Genomic DNA, 14,876 nt, shown 5'->3' on the forward strand with positions numbered 1-14,876 from the left:
ACGGGCAAACACCCATTGAATTCGGAGGCATAGGCCTTTGAATGGCAGGAGAACTCTGAAAGCGGTGGATTAGCTCTTTTCACAAGGGCCTGGCGCGGGCAATATCCGCGCCATGTCGACACAAGAATCCTCCGCCGCCCTCACCGCTGACGACCACCTGATCCTGGTTGACGGCTCCACGTTTATTTTCCGCGCTTACCATGCGCTGCCGCCGCTGACGCGCAAACCTGATGGCTTGCCCGTTGGTGCGGTTTCCGGGTTCTGCAACATGCTGTGGAAGCTGCTTCAGGAAGGTCTGACACCCGAAGAAGGCGATGAGCCGACGCATTTTGCGGTGATTTTTGATCACTCGGCACAGACGTTCCGCTCCGACATTTATCCAGAATACAAGGCCCACCGGCCGCCGCCACCGGAAGATCTAGTGCCGCAGTTCGGCCTGATCCGCGAAGCCACCCGGGCCTTTTCGACCCACTGCATCGAACAGGAAGGTTATGAGGCCGACGACCTGATCGCCACCTATGCGGCCGAGGCCGCCGCGCAGGGTGCCCGAGTGACGATTGTTTCCGGCGACAAGGATCTGATGCAGCTGATCGGGCCGACCGTCGGCATGATCGACACAATGAAGAACAAGATTTTCGGCGAGCCGGAAGTTTTTGAAAAATTCGGCGTCGGTCCAGACAAGGTCATCGAGGTTCAATCGCTAGCAGGCGACAGTGTTGACAATGTGCCCGGTGTGCCAGGCATTGGCTTGAAGACCGCCGCGCTCTTGATCAATGAGTTCGGCGATCTGGAAACACTGCTCGCGCGAGCCGAGACCATAAAACAGAAAAAACGCCGGGAGAACCTGATCGAATTTGCCGATCAGGCGCGGATTTCCAAGCAATTGGTGACGCTCAAACAAGATGTGCCGGTGGAAACCCCGGTTGGTGATCTGTCGGTAAGTGATGTGGATGGGCCGAAAGCCGTCGGCTTCTTGAAAGCCATGGGATTCACCACGCTGACCAAAAAGGTTGCCGAAGTCACCGGCGCGGAATTGGCCAACATCGAGCCGGTCGACTATCAGGTCCCCGGCTGGGATGTGCCGGACCGCAAAGGCCGGATGATGGACCGCCCAGGCGGCGCATCGGCCGCCGATGCCGCAGATAGTGCTGGAGAAACCGGCGGACCGGACGGTTTGATGGTGCCGCAAACCGTTGCCGATGAACACGCGGCCAAGATCGGTGCGCTTCCGGTCGACAACAGCGCTTACGAGACGGTCACCACGCTGGAGCAGCTGCAGCCTTGGATCGATGCGGCCTATGAAAGGGGCTATGTGGCCTTCGACACGGAAACCACCTCGCTCGACGCCATGCAGGCCGAACTTGTCGGTATTTCCTTAAGCTCCGAACCTGGAAAAGCTTGTTATATCCCGCTGACCCACAAGGACGGTGAGGGGGATCTGCTGGGCGGTGGCGGATTGCTGCCGGACCAGATCCCGCTGGATGAGGCACTGAAAGCGCTCAAACCGATGCTGGAAGACCGCGGCGTCCTCAAAATCGCGCAGAACCTCAAATACGACTGGCTGGTAATGACCCGCTACGGTGTCGACATCGGCCCTTATGACGACACCATGCAGCTCTCCTACACTGTCGATGCCGGCAAGGGCGGCAATGGCATGGATGAGCTCTCCGAGCGCTGGCTCGGCCACAAGCCGATCCCTTTCAAGGAGGTTTGCGGCTCCGGGAAATCAATGATCACCTTCGATAAGGTGCCGATCGATAAGGCAACCGCCTATGCCGCCGAGGATGCCGATGTCACGTTGCGCCTCTGGCTGATCTTGAAACCGCGCCTTGCCAGCGATCACATGGCAACCGTCTATGAAACGCTGGAACGCCCCATGGTGCCGGTGTTGGCGCGCATGGAAAAGCGTGGCATTTCGGTTGACCGGCAGATGCTCTCCCGCCTCTCCGGCGATTTCGCGCAAGGGGCGGCGGCGCTGGAATCGGAAATCTATGAGCTGGCAGGAGAGACCTTCAATGTCGGTTCTCCCAAGCAACTCGGCGAAATTCTCTTCGGCAAGATGGGGTTGCCGGGTGGCAAGAAGACCAAGACCGGCGCCTGGTCGACATCGGCTCAGGTTCTGGAAGATCTGGCCGCCGAAGGCCATGCATTGCCGTCGAAAATCGTTGAGTGGCGCCAGCTTTCCAAACTGAAATCCACCTACACCGATGCCCTGCCCGGCTATATCCATCCGGAAACAAAACGCGTTCACACGTCCTATGCTTTGGCGGCGACCACCACCGGACGCCTCTCCTCATCCGAGCCGAATTTGCAGAACATTCCTGTGCGCACGGAAGCGGGACGAAAAATCCGTCAGGCGTTTATCGCGGAAAAGGGTCACAAGCTGATCTCAGCCGATTACAGCCAGATCGAACTGCGCGTGCTGGCCCATATGGCGGATATCCCGCAGCTGAAAAAGGCCTTTGAAGACGGGCTCGACATTCACGCCATGACGGCAAGTGAAATGTTCGGCACACCGATTGAAGGCATGGACCCGATGGTCCGCCGGCAAGCCAAGGCGATCAACTTCGGCATCATCTACGGCATTTCCGCTTTCGGTTTGGCCAACCAGCTTGGTATCGGCCGAGGGGAAGCCAGCGACTACATAAAAACCTATTTCGAACGGTTCCCGGGCATCAAGGAGTATATGGAAGCGATCAAGAAACAGGTCCATGCCGACGGCTATGTCACCACGATCTTTGGCCGCAAGGCGCATTATCCGGACGTGAACACCAAGAACCCGAACATGCGTAATTTCTATGAGCGCGCCGCGATCAACGCGCCGATCCAGGGCTCGGCGGCCGATATCCTGCGCCGCGCCATGGTGCGCATGGAAGATCGGCTGACCGACGCCAAGCTGAATGCACAAATGCTTTTGCAAGTGCACGACGAACTGATCTTCGAGGTGCCGGATGCTGAGGTCGAGGCGACCATTCCACTAATCAAGGACGTCATGGAGAACGCCTGCGATCCTGCCCTGAAACTTTCTGTCCCGCTGCAAGTCGACGCCCGCGCGGCCGACAATTGGGATGAGGCGCATTAGGGCTGAAGAGCGAAATAACAAAGAAACATTTGCATGGGTATAGATGTTAGCTGGCTAGGCAAAGTGAATGAGGCCTCAATTCTGACGCTTGAGCTTTCAGATTATTCTGAAATTTCTCCCGCAATACAGGTCTTGGAACACAAAACTGGGGTCTCTATCGATCCATATGGCGATACGAGATTATCTCCGTCGCACGCTTCAATTCTCGCGCTTGAGATTCGGAAGCTGAAACCAAAGCAACAGGACATTCTGTGTCTACTAGCCGCTTTGGAAACTTCGGTATCAACGGATGATTGGTTACTTTTTATCGGGGACTGAATCAGCGGTTGTTTCCATTCAGCTCCACAGTAGTGTCGTCCCAGCGAAGGCTGGGATTCAGTACTCCGTGTCGTTAAGGATCGGAAAACAACTCATTTTCATGAGATTACTAGGCCCCAGCCTTCGCTGGGGCGACAAAAAAGCAAAGCTGTATTCCTAGCACCCTTCCATCGAGAACTGAACCTATCAAGTCCGGTTATGACGCGGAGATGGTAGTGCTCTCCCCAGAAAGGGGAAGCGGCGGCTGCTCTTCGATGAAGAGAATTTCCTACCCCCGCACCACCATCTGGCAGCCTGGCGCGATCTTGGACAGGATTAACCGCATGTGCTGCGGGGATACGGCGACACAGCCTTCGGTCGGCCGGTAGTCCTCGCGGGCGATATGGAAGAAGATGGCACTGCCCTGGCCCTTCACCGGCGGGGACATGTTGCAATCCAGCACAACGACGATGTCGTAGAGCCGGTCGTCCCGCCACATTTTTTCGTGACTTGCGGCGAACGGCAGATCGACAGAGCGGTTGTAGCAGCGATGGTGTGGGTCGTCACACCAGCCCATGTTTGGCCTTAAAGCTTCAACTGGCAGCAAGGATTGTGGACGGGGACCACGGTCGCCGCGGTAATAAACGTGAAGCACTTCAAAACTGCCGAGCGGGGTTGCGCCATCGCCCTCTCGTTTGCGCGCAATCACGCCGGACCGGCCCAATGCACACGGGACCGTGATTGGCCCACAGCTTAGCACGCCCTTCGTTCTGTCTCTGGGAAGGGCATGAACCTCCAGGATCTCCGCCAGTTTTCCGATGCCTTGCATATGAATTTCCGATTTGGCCAATGTGTGCTTCAAAGCTCTTGATAAACCGGCGCTAAAGCCCGCGTGAAGAAGAATTGACGTGAGGCTGCTTGTAAGGCGACACTTTCCCGCGCACATAAGTGTGACAACGCGCTTGTGTTCATTACACAAACTGCCGTGATCACGAATAGAATTCTGGCGAGGACCCGACGAGATGACCGCCCGTACAATATTGATTGTCGATGATGATACCGAACTGCGCGAAGCGCTGGTCGAGCAGCTCTCGCTCTATGATGAGTTTGAGACGCTTCAGGCGGATTCGGCCACGTCCGGCATCGCTATGGCCAAGGAAGAGCACATCGACCTTTTGTTGATGGATGTCGGCTTACCGGACATTGACGGCCGCGAGGCGGTCAAATTGCTGCGCAAGAGTGGGTTCAAGGCACCGATCATCATGCTGACCGGCCATGACGGCGACAGCGACACGATCCTGGGCCTGGAAGCCGGTGCCAATGATTATGTCACCAAGCCGTTCAAATTCGCCGTTTTGCTGGCCCGGGTCCGCGCGCATCTGCGCCAGCATGAACAAAGCGAAGACGCGACCTTTGCCATCGGCCGCTATTCCTTCCGCCCGGCCGCCAAGGTTATGCAGGAAGACAACGGTTCCAAAGTTCGCCTGACGGAAAAAGAAACCTCGATCCTAAAATTTCTCTACCGCGCTGGTGAAAAGCCGGTGACCCGCGATGTTCTGCTGCATGAAGTCTGGGGGTATAACTCCGGCGTCACTACGCACACGCTGGAAACCCACATTTACCGCCTGCGCCAGAAAATCGAGCGGGATCCCTCCAGTGCGGAGCTTCTTGTGACAGAAGCTGGCGGCTACAAGCTGGTTCCATAGAACAATCAGTTGTTCTCAGCGTGCATAATCGCTTGTGCACGCATTGATAATCATCGTAAATCTTGGGCATGAGCCTTGCCCAAGACATAACGATTCTCAAAAAGATCCCGATGTTTTCGGACTTTCAGGACGATCAGCTTCGCCTGCTCGCGTTCAGTGCTGAAAGCATGGACTATGGCAAGGGTCAGCGTTTGTTCGATCAGGATGAGCGGGCTGATGGCGGGCTGGTAATTACTGACGGTCTTGTCTCGCTTGCAACCCGCGGCGAAGACGGTTTTGAAGAAGTCGATCAAGTTGGGTCGGGCACACTTTTGGGCGAAAGCGCGCTTCTTGTCGAAACCAAGCGTCCCTGCCGCGCCGAAGCCGTGGAGCCGGTGCGCATCATCCGCATTCGCCGGGCGCTTTTCAAACGGATGATTTCCGAATATCCGGAGCTTGCTCAGCGTTTGTTCGATCAACGCGCAGCTCGCTTCCGCACCACCATTGGCCGGTTGAAACCCATTGGCGATAAAATGGCCGAGCTGGAACAGCTCAACGCGGAGCGCCGGGCCAAGGACGACGTTTAGAGCACGTCGCAATTAATTGGATCCATTTGATGCTGCAAAATGGTTCGCTCGGCAAGGCGCGGTCGAGAAAAGCGATCTGGTTGATCGTGTGAGCGACGCAACGCTGCCGAGGAACCATTTTACAGCACCCTTCCATTTGAAACTTTATTATTGAAAAGGGCCGGGCACATTTAATCTCTGGCGTTGTTGGTGTGCGTTTATGGTGATCACACCACCGCACGCAAACCGCCTAGCCAGAGATTAAATGTGCAATGGTCAAATGAAACCAATTAATTGCGACGTGCTCTAAGCTGGCCGTTCGCAAGTCCAAATCTTTGGAGAACGGATCACTCCGCTTCGGTGTTTAGGCTGCTTCTTGAATCTCGTCGTCCTGAGGTTCCATAATCTTATCGATCAGTCCCCATTCCATGGCCTCTTCGGCGGTCATGAACCTGTCCCGGTCCATAGCATTTTCAAATTCCTGATATGACGGACCGCAATGATCAGAATAGAGCTGGGTCATCCGGTGTTTGGTGCGTTTGATTTCCTCAGCATGGATAACCATGTCGGACGCCTGACCTTGAAAGCCGCCGGACGGCTGGTGGATGAGAATGCTGGCATTTGGTAAGGCAGCCCGTTCGCCCGGCTGACCCGCCATCAAAAGGAACGACCCCATGGAGCGGGCAGTTCCCATGCAGAGCGTGTGCACCGGTGGCTTGATATGCCGCATGGTGTCGTACATGGCGAACCCGCTGGTCACCATGCCGCCCGGTGAGTTGATGTATAAACTAATCGGCTTTTTGGAATTTTCTGCCTCGAGGAAAAGCAGCTGTGCGCAAACCAATGCCGACACATCATCGTTGACTTCGCCGTTCAGGAAAATGATCCGTTCGCGCAAAAGGCGGGAGTAGATATCAAACGAGCGCTCTCCCCGGTTTGACTGTTCAACAACCATTGGAACCAATTGCATCATCGTGGACATGACAGTCTCCGTTGGCGAATAACTTGAGATAGAAAGGCCTTATGCGGCCAGCAAAAAGTATTTGAAATTGTTGTTCGACGCCCGTTGGCGGAACTTGTCGAACTTGGAGGCTGGCCGTTTGTGGACAATCCGCAACCGGGTCCCGCCGCCGGGTTCCGGGTGGATCAGGAAGGTCACGACACTTTCTCCATTTTCGGGTCCCGCGTCCCGCATCCGATAGGATATGGCCTTGCCTGGCTCAATGTGGACTGCGTCCGGATCGGACAAATCACCCCCTGGCAGCCAGTGTTTTCGGAGGTCAGGAATTGTCAAAGCCCGCCAGACTTTTTCCGGCGGCTCATCGAGCTGATAATCCTGCTCGATGGCAACGGACCCATGGTTGGCGCTCTTATCGGTCATTGATCCATGTCCTTCAGTAAGTCCTTAAGCGCATCCACCCGTTTGGGCCAATATGCACGGTACTTGGCAAGCCATTGCGCTATCTGCACCAAACCGTCCGGGTTCACTTCATAATTGACGAAACGTCCCTGCCGCTGTTCCTGAATCAACCCGGCACTGCGCAACACTTTGAGATGTTGTGACACTGCAGGTTGACTGATTTCCAATCCCTGCCGCAGATCACTTGCGTTCAATGCGCCGTTGGCAAGCCTTTCGTAGAGGCTACGGCGGGTCGGGTCTGCCAATGCCCGGAAGATTGTTGTCTCGTCCATGCAATATACATAAGTCAATACTTATGTGATTCGCAACAATTTTTTTAGGACGCCAAGTGACCATCAGGCACTCTTTGCCAGATTAGGCTTTAAACCATCGCTATGACGCGGCTGGGGCCGCCTGTGCCGCCACGGTGTTTCGGGGCGCCGACAATCAGCGTTGCACCAGATGCCGGAAGCGCGTCCAGGTTGGCCATGCACTCCAAGCCCCAACGGCCGGCCGGCAACCAGGCATAGTGAACTGCAAAATCCTTGGAGATGCCGTGATCGAGCGAAAGACTGTCGACTGCAATACCGACCACATCCGCTTCGTCCATCAGCATCTGCACCGCTTCGATATGAAAACCCGGAAAATGCATGATGCCGCCGTCATCAGCGTTGCGGAATTTTTTGGACGCGGCATGCGTGCTCCAGCCGGAATTCATGGCTATGCAAGCGCCCTTGGGGATGTCGCCATGCGCAGAGATCCAGGCTTTAAGATCGTCTGGCGTTATCTGAGCGTCCGGGTTCTCCGCTGCCCGCGCCTTGATATCGATGACGCAAAGTGGAGTCACCAGGTTTTCGACCGGGATTTCAGCAACCGATTGTCCGTCAGCAGAAAAATGCAGGGGTGCATCGAGATGTGTGCCGGTGTGCTCGTTGATCGTGAGATTATAAAGGCTGTAGCCATCCTTGGCGAAATCAAAGACCTTGTCGGCCTTGAACCCCGGTATCCCGCCGAATGTTGGAAAATCTTCAGACAGCTCATGCGTCAAATCCATGACCTTAGTGGGCGCCTGTGCCATGGCTGGCAGAGTGCCGCTGAGAGATGCTGCAGCCACCGCGCCGGACCCAACAGCAGCAGCTTTGAACAACCCCCGCCGGGACAGCATTTTTTCCTTAACGGATGTGATGACGCATAAATCGCACATGCTATGTCCTCCAAGATTATCTGGATCTTCCAGTGTGGGGTATTGGCGTTTTCACATCAACTGCAGGCAACAAAGCTGTAAAGCACCGACGCTGGGTAGATGAATTGTGTTCGCACCTTGCTCTCTCCCATAAATTGCAATAGCGTTTTGTTCAATCATTAGGAGGAGCGATATGGTCAGCCGCGTGACCACAGTGGCTTTCCAAGGCATTGAGGCTGTTCCGGTCGATGTGCAGGTGCATGTCGGTCCGGGTATGGTCGCCTTCATGATCGTCGGCCTACCGGACAAGGCGGTCGCCGAAAGCCGGGAACGGGTGCGCGCGGCACTCTCTGCCTCCGGCCTCGCGCTTCCTGCAAAACGGGTCACCGTCAATCTCGCTCCGGCAGACCTGCCGAAAGAAGGCTCGCACTACGATCTGCCGATTGCCCTTGGGGTGATGGCCGCGATTGGCGCCATCCCGGCGGAATTCTTGGAAAACTATGTCATTCTCGGAGAACTGGCTTTGGACGGCACTCTGGCGCCAGTCGCAGGTGTTCTGCCTGCGGCCATGGGCGCCAATGCGCTGGAAAAAGGCCTGATCTGCCCAGCTGAAAGCGGCGGCGAAGCAGCCTGGGCAGACAGCGAGATGGACATTCTGGCGCCGCGTTCGCTTATCCAGCTCGCCAATCACTTTAAGGGGACACAGGTGTTGTCCCGCCCGGCGGCAAAATTGCGCGGTGAGCCGGATGGAATTCCCGATCTTGCCGATGTGAAGGGGCAGGAAAGCGCCAAACGCGCGCTGGAGATCGCTGCGGCTGGCGGCCATAACTTGCTGATGGTTGGCCCGCCTGGCTCCGGCAAGTCCATGCTGGCAAGCCGCCTGCCATCTGTCCTGCCACCGCTTACCCCGCGCGAGCTTCTGGAAGTCTCCATGATCGCCTCGCTGGCTGGAGAACTGGCGGACGGCAAACTGTCTGACCGGCGGCCGTTCCGGGCACCGCACCATTCGGCGTCCATGGCCGCGCTTGTGGGCGGAGGCTTGCGCGCCAAACCGGGCGAAGTATCGCTCGCCCACAATGGCGTTTTGTTTCTGGACGAACTGCCTGAGTTCATCCCGCAGGTGCTCGACAGCCTGCGCCAGCCGCTGGAAACCGGTGAGGCGATCATTGCCCGGGCTAATCACCGGGTGACCTATCCAGCGCGCATACAGATGGTTGCCGCCATGAACCCCTGCCGCTGCGGCCATGCCGGAGAACCCGGCCATCAATGCCGGCGCGGCGAACGGTGTGTCACCGAATATCAATCCCGGATTTCCGGTCCGTTTCTGGATCGAATCGATCTTCGGATAGAAGTTCCAGCCGTCACCGCCTCCGATTTGATCGGTCCGGCGGAGAGCGAACCCTCGTCCCACGTGGCCGAACGCGTTTTGACCGCTAGAAAAATCCAGGAACAACGGTTTTTTGATCTCGGTGTTGCCGCCCGCACAAATGCGCAAGCACCTGCGTCCATCGTTGAGCAGATGGCGCAACCGGACGACAAGGGCCTTGCCTTCCTGCGTGAGGCTGCGGATACCTTGCAGTTATCGGCAAGAGGTTATCACCGGGTCTTGAAACTTGCGCGCACACTCGCCGATCTTGACGGCCTTGAAACGGTCGCTCGTATTCATCTTGCCGAAGCGCTCAGCTACCGGGGTCAGGATCTGTCGCGCCGGGCAGCTTGAAGACTACCAAGGCCTTTAACCAGCTGACCTTCCTTGCATTTGTCGCGGCGTCATCCCATGTCCTAACCGATACTCGAAGATATTGGAGGACAAAGATGCTGGTCACCACAACCCCAACCGTTCAGGGCAAAGATCTCGATTACAAAGGCCTGGTCACAGGGGAAGCGATCCTTGGTGCCAATATCTTCAAAGACCTTTTTGCCGGTATCCGGGACATCGTTGGCGGCCGCTCTGCCGCCTATGAAGAAGAACTCGCCCGGGCCCGGCAGATTGCACTGGATGAAATGTGCCAGCGGGCGCAGGCCATGGGCGGCAATGCGGTGATCGGTGTCGATCTCGATTATGAAACTGTCGGCCAAAACGGCTCCATGCTGATGGTCAGCGCCACTGGAACCGCTGTCTACATTCGCTGATGCCAGACAGCGGCTCCCAAAACTTTCACATAGTGCCAGGGTTTCCAAAAGATCAAAGGGACGCCGCAGCACGTCTCTTCTGGCAGGCGTTTTCCGGCAAACTCGGCAAAGTGCTTTCTCCCGAAGATAAGGCACTAGCTCTGATTTCGCGGCTGCTGGATCCGAACTATGCACTCAGCGCTGTCACCGGAGACGGCCGGCTGTTGGGAATGGCGGGATACAAGACGGAAAATGGCGGCTTGGTCGACGGTGGACTGTCGGACATGATGGCGGTTTATGGCGTTTTGGGAGGTTTGTGGCGGGGACTTGTTTTAGATCTATTAGAGCGGGACCCGGAACCGGGGCTTCTGTTGATGGACGGCATCTTTGTCAGCGCAAAAGCCCGTGGCCTTGGTATCGGGACGGCTTTGTTGGAGGCGGTTTGCGAAACGGCTGCCGTGAAGGGATGCAGCAAAGTCAGGCTCGATGTGATCGACACCAATCCACGGGCCCGGGCACTTTATGAGCGCTGCGGGTTTGCCGCCACCGAAACAGAAGAGACCGGACCTTTGAAACATGTGTTCGGCTTTTCCTCCGCCACCAGAATGGAAAAGCTTGTGACCCCGGCTTGACGAGCTCACGGTTCACGCGGGAAGCTCCGGTCAGACAAACTACCTGGAGCGTTTCATGACATCCCATGGATATGAAAGCGGGCGGCTGAACCTGCCCTTTGTCGGTATTTGCACATTTGGCAAGTACCCCCATCAGCCCGATTGGGATGCGATTGATGCTGATGTCGCAGTTCTGGGCGCGCCGTTCGATTTTGGCACCCAGTGGCGCTCCGGAGCTCGAATGGGTCCAAGGGCCATCCGCGAAGCCTCGACCTTGTTTTCCTTTGGCCATGCAGGCGCTTACGATTTTGAAGACGATGTCACTTATCTGGCCGATGAAACCACAAGGATCGTCGATCTGGGGGATGCAGATATTGTCCACACGGACACGGTCGAAAGTCACAAACGCGTCGAATTTGGTGTCCGGAAAATTCTGAAAGCCGGGGCGCTGCCCGTCGTGCTCGGCGGTGATCATTCGATAAATATTCCCTGTATCAACGCCTTTGATGATGAAGAGCCAATCCATGTTGTGCAGATTGATGCTCATCTGGATTTTGTCGATGAGCGGCACGGCGTCCGGTACGGGCATGGTAATCCAATGCGCCGGGCGGCAGAAAAACCCTATGTGACGGGCCTGACCCAAATCGGCATCCGCAATGTTTCCTCAACGGCAAGGGATGGTTATGAAGCCGCCCGGCATATGGGCTCGGACATTCAGTCGGTCCGGCAAACCCGAAAGCTGGGCACTGAGGGGCTGCTTGCCCGGATCCCGGAAGGAAAACGCTATTATCTGACGCTGGACATCGACGCCTTCGATCCGTCCATTGCGCCGGGCACCGGCACACCCAGTCACGGCGGGTTTCTCTATTATGAAGTGCTGGAATTGATCGATGGGCTGGCCAAACGCGGCGAGATCGTCGGCCTGGATCTGGTGGAAGTTGCCCCGGATTATGATCCAGCTGGCGTCACCAGCGTTCTGGCGGCGCAAATTCTGATGAACACCATCGGCCGGATATTGCATCACCGGTAGGTGTGTTTATACAGTTTATGTCTCGGCGTTGTTTGAGTGGAGCATAAGGACTGTAAGCCGTACAGCTTTGTCCCAAGCCAGCCCTTCTATTTGGTCTGTTGCCAACTCATGTTCTTGATCAGGATGTATGACAACCTCGGGCCGCTCTTTGCCCCAGTAAACATCGGTTGCCAGGCTTACGACTTCGCTATCGTCAATTTTGTATCCGGGGAAAGTTACCGGCAACCAACCGAAAGATCCGTCGCCGCTTTGGTCTTCATTGAAGGTCTCCACATATCGGCGGAAATTCTCTTCACTTTGCGATACCCAAACACCAAGAAGAAACGTTTCTTCGCATTCTGCGATAGGGAGTTCTAACGTAGCGCGTATATAAAACTCTCTATCGTCAATGATACACAAATCGCTCCCGAGGCGAATGCGTTCTTCACGCTCGTCTTCGGGAATCACATGTGCATTAAACGGCATCTCAGTCGCAAACGACGGTCCTCCTTCGTGAATTTCGTTGCACTCAGGGCAACGGAAAACAAAGCGTTTCGAAGAGCTGTCGATCGTTACTGTCATTTTTTGATCAGAGACCCTCAAACAAGGCCGTTGAGAGATAGCGCTCGGCAAAGGACGGAATGATCACCACGATGTTTTTACCGGCCATGTCATCCCGCTGACCGATCTTGACGGCGGCCGTCAGCGCAGCGCCTGAAGAAATGCCGACCGGAATGCCTTCTTTGGCGGCGACATCCCGGGCTGCGGCAAACGCATCTTCGTTTGCAACAGTGATCACTTCGTCAAACACGCCAGTGTCGAGTACGCCCGGAACAAAACCTGCGCCGATTCCCTGGATCTTGTGTGGGCCAGGCTGGCCACCAGAAAGAATTGGGCTGTCGGCCGGCTCAACGGCGACGACATGAAGATCCGGCTTGCGCGCTTTTAGCACCTGAGACACGCCTGTGATGGTGCCGCCGGTACCGATGCCGGAGACGAAGGCATCGACTTGACCGTCCGTGTCGTTCCAGATTTCCTCGGCCGTTGTGTTGCGGTGAATTTCCGGGTTTGCCGGGTTTTCAAACTGCTGCGGCATCACAGCGCCGTCGATTTCAGCTAAGAGTTCCTCAGCCTTAGCGATGGCGCCCTTCATACCCTTGGCACCTTCGGTCAATTCCAGCTCCGCACCCAGGATCTTGAACATCTTGCGCCGTTCGACTGACATGGTCTCTGGCATCACCAGAATAAGGCGATAGCCTTTGGCCGCTGCGACGAAGGCCAGGGCGATGCCAGTGTTCCCAGATGTCGGCTCCACCAATGTCGTTTTGCCCGGCTCAATCGTTCCGGCTTGTTCCATGGATTCAATCATGGCGACACCGATCCGATCCTTGACGCTGGCGATCGGGTTGAAGAATTCCAATTTGCCAAGAAGGTTTGCCTTGACGCCATGAGCTTCCGCCAGCCGGTCCAGACGAACCAAGGGCGTATCGCCGATGGTGTCCGTGATCGAGGAATAGATCTTTCCGCGCCCATGCGTCTTCTTTGTCATGGCAGTCTCCCAGATAGGATGAGTGGTGTGCAGGCAGCACATGTCTTTGGTTGGCAGCTAAGATAGTACGGTAAACTCAGAGTTTTAAGGGGCAGAATGTTTAGATCAAAGCGGCTTGGAGAAACGTCTTTTCGCCAAATGTTCAAGACTTAGAAAACAGCAGCGCCGGAAGCTCAGACATGCCTTCAAACAGTGTTGCTCCGGCGCGCGCAAGAGCCTCCCGGTCGCAGGACGGATCCTCGACAAACGCAAAAACTGCCATGCCGGCCGCCTTGGCCGCTTGCACACCCGGCAAGCTGTCCTCGATCACCACACAGCGATCCGGCTGAAAGCCCATGGATTTGGCGGCCAGAAGAAACACATCCGGTGCCGGTTTGCCCTGAGCACAATCTTCGGCCGAATAGAGCTTTCCCGCCAGACGCGGCAACAGGCCGGAGCTGCCAAGAGTGGCGCGCATCTTGGCGTACTTACCGGACGAGCCAACGCAATATGGCACTTGGCGCGAATCGAGATCATCCAGCACCTCAGAAACACCGTGAATGGCTGGAACACCGGCTTTGAACACTTCCAGATCGCGCGTTCGAACTTGATCGGGCCAATCCTCGGAAAGTTTAGAGCCGGTCAACTGTTCGACCATTTCTTTTACATTTTCCAAGGTTCGCCCCATGAAACGCCGTTGGCATTCCGGCCCGGTGATCGGATACCCGAGCTCGCTCACCATTTCCGCTAGGCTGGCGTTGACCATACGCTCGGTGTCCACCAGAACACCATCGCAATCGAAAATCACCAGACCCGGCTGCATATGATCGTCCTTGTAGGCGTTGCGTCAGCGTTGGCCGGTCGAGCCGAAGCCGCCTGCCCCGCGATCGGTTTCGGACAAGAGGTCGACTTCTTGAATATCGGCCTGCAACACCGGCGCGATCACCATCTGTGCAATACGGTCGCCCCGGGCAATCTGGAAATCGCTGTCGCCGAGATTGATAAGGATGACTTTAACCTCTCCCCGGTAGTCGGCATCGATTGTGCCCGGTGTGTTCAACACCGTGACCCCATGTTTGGCGGCAAGCCCCGAGCGTGGCCGGACCTGTGCTTCAAACCCGGCTGGAAGAGCCATCGCAAGACCTGTTGGAACCAGAGCGCGGGAACCAGGCTTTAGCGTGACTGCCTCTTCAACGGCTGCCAGCAGATCCATTCCTGCTGCCAAGTCACTTTGATAAGCCGGCAGCGGCAAGTCCCTGCCATGATCCAGCCGTTTGAATTCAAGTTTGATGGTCATCGATCGTCCTTGATAATTGCCCAACCGGTTGACGATATTCGGCCGCGCCTGTCAAGCAAAGCACCTCCGGAGAGTGTTTGACGAAAAATATCAATCCCCTACTTGAA

Annotated in this window: 16 protein-coding genes; 7 read left to right on the forward strand and 9 right to left on the reverse strand. The window is 56.2% G+C overall.

What is annotated here, in order from left to right:
• Positions 1–112: 112 nt before the first annotated feature.
• Positions 113–3,082, forward strand: a complete 2,970-nt coding sequence (gene polA / locus ACOOFE_RS27155) for a DNA polymerase I (protein WP_420412901.1) — start codon at positions 113–115, stop codon at positions 3,080–3,082.
• Positions 3,083–3,668: 586 nt separating this feature from the next.
• On the opposite strand, the gene ACOOFE_RS27160 is transcribed toward polA, so the two are convergent.
• Positions 3,669–4,208, reverse strand: coding sequence for a L,D-transpeptidase family protein (locus ACOOFE_RS27160; protein ID WP_420412902.1), 540 nt, complete (start codon positions 4,206–4,208; stop codon positions 3,669–3,671).
• Between the two features lie 193 nt (positions 4,209–4,401).
• Here ACOOFE_RS27160 and ACOOFE_RS27165 point away from each other — a divergent pair, with 193 nt between their 5' ends.
• Positions 4,402–5,085: a response regulator transcription factor gene (locus ACOOFE_RS27165; protein ID WP_141184331.1), complete on the forward strand. Its 684-nt coding sequence runs from the start codon at positions 4,402–4,404 to the stop codon at positions 5,083–5,085.
• A gap of 68 nt (positions 5,086–5,153) precedes the next feature.
• A complete protein-coding gene (locus tag ACOOFE_RS27170; RefSeq protein ID WP_420412903.1) occupies positions 5,154–5,651 on the forward strand; it encodes a Crp/Fnr family transcriptional regulator in 498 nt (165 codons plus the stop codon).
• 343 nt (positions 5,652–5,994) lie between these two features.
• On the opposite strand, the gene ACOOFE_RS27175 is transcribed toward ACOOFE_RS27170, so the two are convergent.
• The 4 genes from ACOOFE_RS27175 to ACOOFE_RS27190 form a co-directional block, all read right to left on the reverse strand.
• A complete protein-coding gene (locus ACOOFE_RS27175; protein WP_420412904.1) occupies positions 5,995–6,612 on the reverse strand; it encodes an ATP-dependent Clp protease proteolytic subunit in 618 nt (205 codons plus the stop codon).
• A gap of 39 nt (positions 6,613–6,651) precedes the next feature.
• A complete protein-coding gene (locus ACOOFE_RS27180; RefSeq protein WP_420412905.1) occupies positions 6,652–7,011 on the reverse strand; it encodes an SRPBCC family protein in 360 nt (119 codons plus the stop codon).
• Positions 7,008–7,322: an ArsR/SmtB family transcription factor gene (locus ACOOFE_RS27185; RefSeq protein WP_420412906.1), complete on the reverse strand. Its 315-nt coding sequence runs from the start codon at positions 7,320–7,322 to the stop codon at positions 7,008–7,010. The genes ACOOFE_RS27180 and ACOOFE_RS27185 overlap by 4 nt, the downstream gene beginning before the upstream one ends.
• 89 nt (positions 7,323–7,411) lie before the next feature.
• Positions 7,412–8,233, reverse strand: a complete 822-nt coding sequence (locus tag ACOOFE_RS27190; RefSeq protein WP_420412907.1) for a cyclase family protein — start codon at positions 8,231–8,233, stop codon at positions 7,412–7,414.
• Between the two features lie 172 nt (positions 8,234–8,405).
• Between ACOOFE_RS27190 and ACOOFE_RS27195 the strand changes: the two genes are divergently transcribed.
• The 4 genes from ACOOFE_RS27195 to speB all read left to right on the forward strand — a co-directional run bounded on the left by ACOOFE_RS27195 (position 8,406) and on the right by speB (position 11,965).
• Positions 8,406–9,932: a YifB family Mg chelatase-like AAA ATPase gene (locus tag ACOOFE_RS27195; RefSeq protein WP_420412908.1), complete on the forward strand. Its 1,527-nt coding sequence runs from the start codon at positions 8,406–8,408 to the stop codon at positions 9,930–9,932.
• Between the two features lie 95 nt (positions 9,933–10,027).
• Complete coding sequence (locus ACOOFE_RS27200) at positions 10,028–10,345, forward strand: heavy metal-binding domain-containing protein (protein WP_420412909.1); 318 nt, start codon at positions 10,028–10,030, stop codon at positions 10,343–10,345.
• A gap of 32 nt (positions 10,346–10,377) precedes the next feature.
• A complete protein-coding gene (locus ACOOFE_RS27205; protein ID WP_420412910.1) occupies positions 10,378–10,956 on the forward strand; it encodes a GNAT family N-acetyltransferase in 579 nt (192 codons plus the stop codon).
• A 55-nt stretch (positions 10,957–11,011) separates the two neighbouring features.
• Entirely contained in the window at positions 11,012–11,965 is a 954-nt protein-coding gene (gene speB / locus ACOOFE_RS27210; protein WP_420412911.1) for an agmatinase, read from the forward strand.
• A 15-nt stretch (positions 11,966–11,980) separates the two neighbouring features.
• Here speB and ACOOFE_RS27215 read toward each other — a convergent pair whose 3' ends face one another.
• The 4 genes from ACOOFE_RS27215 to dut all read right to left on the reverse strand — a co-directional run bounded on the left by ACOOFE_RS27215 (position 11,981) and on the right by dut (position 14,769).
• Complete coding sequence (locus ACOOFE_RS27215; RefSeq protein ID WP_420412912.1) at positions 11,981–12,526, reverse strand: DUF2199 domain-containing protein; 546 nt, start codon at positions 12,524–12,526, stop codon at positions 11,981–11,983.
• A gap of 7 nt (positions 12,527–12,533) precedes the next feature.
• Entirely contained in the window at positions 12,534–13,493 is a 960-nt protein-coding gene (gene cysK, locus ACOOFE_RS27220) for a cysteine synthase A (RefSeq protein ID WP_420412913.1), read from the reverse strand.
• A gap of 142 nt (positions 13,494–13,635) precedes the next feature.
• On the reverse strand, positions 13,636–14,295 hold the full coding sequence (locus ACOOFE_RS27225; RefSeq protein ID WP_420412914.1) for an HAD family hydrolase: 660 nt from the start codon (positions 14,293–14,295) through the stop codon (positions 13,636–13,638).
• A 24-nt stretch (positions 14,296–14,319) separates the two neighbouring features.
• Positions 14,320–14,769, reverse strand: coding sequence for a dUTP diphosphatase (dut, locus tag ACOOFE_RS27230; RefSeq protein ID WP_420412915.1), 450 nt, complete (start codon positions 14,767–14,769; stop codon positions 14,320–14,322).
• Between the last annotated feature and the right edge of the window lie 107 nt (positions 14,770–14,876).

The organism is Roseibium sp. (genome assembly GCF_965216085.1).
In the GTDB taxonomy this organism is placed as follows: domain Bacteria; phylum Pseudomonadota; class Alphaproteobacteria; order Rhizobiales; family Stappiaceae; genus Roseibium.

Bases quoted from the DNA above. Each gene is read 5' to 3' on its own strand.
- polA (WP_420412901.1), top strand. From the start codon at position 113: ATGTCGACACAAGAATCCTCCGCCGCCCTCACCGCTGACGACCACCTG.
- ACOOFE_RS27160 (WP_420412902.1), bottom strand. From the start codon at position 4,208: ATGCAAGGCATCGGAAAACTGGCGGAGATCCTGGAGGTTCATGCCCTT.
- ACOOFE_RS27165 (WP_141184331.1), top strand. From the start codon at position 4,402: ATGACCGCCCGTACAATATTGATTGTCGATGATGATACCGAACTGCGC.
- ACOOFE_RS27170 (WP_420412903.1), top strand. From the start codon at position 5,154: ATGAGCCTTGCCCAAGACATAACGATTCTCAAAAAGATCCCGATGTTT.
- ACOOFE_RS27175 (WP_420412904.1), bottom strand. From the start codon at position 6,612: ATGTCCACGATGATGCAATTGGTTCCAATGGTTGTTGAACAGTCAAAC.
- ACOOFE_RS27180 (WP_420412905.1), bottom strand. From the start codon at position 7,011: ATGACCGATAAGAGCGCCAACCATGGGTCCGTTGCCATCGAGCAGGAT.
- ACOOFE_RS27185 (WP_420412906.1), bottom strand. From the start codon at position 7,322: ATGGACGAGACAACAATCTTCCGGGCATTGGCAGACCCGACCCGCCGT.
- ACOOFE_RS27190 (WP_420412907.1), bottom strand. From the start codon at position 8,233: ATGTGCGATTTATGCGTCATCACATCCGTTAAGGAAAAAATGCTGTCC.
- ACOOFE_RS27195 (WP_420412908.1), top strand. From the start codon at position 8,406: ATGGTCAGCCGCGTGACCACAGTGGCTTTCCAAGGCATTGAGGCTGTT.
- ACOOFE_RS27200 (WP_420412909.1), top strand. From the start codon at position 10,028: ATGCTGGTCACCACAACCCCAACCGTTCAGGGCAAAGATCTCGATTAC.
- speB (WP_420412911.1), top strand. From the start codon at position 11,012: ATGACATCCCATGGATATGAAAGCGGGCGGCTGAACCTGCCCTTTGTC.
- ACOOFE_RS27215 (WP_420412912.1), bottom strand. From the start codon at position 12,526: ATGACAGTAACGATCGACAGCTCTTCGAAACGCTTTGTTTTCCGTTGC.
- cysK (WP_420412913.1), bottom strand. From the start codon at position 13,493: ATGACAAAGAAGACGCATGGGCGCGGAAAGATCTATTCCTCGATCACG.
- ACOOFE_RS27225 (WP_420412914.1), bottom strand. From the start codon at position 14,295: ATGCAGCCGGGTCTGGTGATTTTCGATTGCGATGGTGTTCTGGTGGAC.
- dut (WP_420412915.1), bottom strand. From the start codon at position 14,769: ATGACCATCAAACTTGAATTCAAACGGCTGGATCATGGCAGGGACTTG.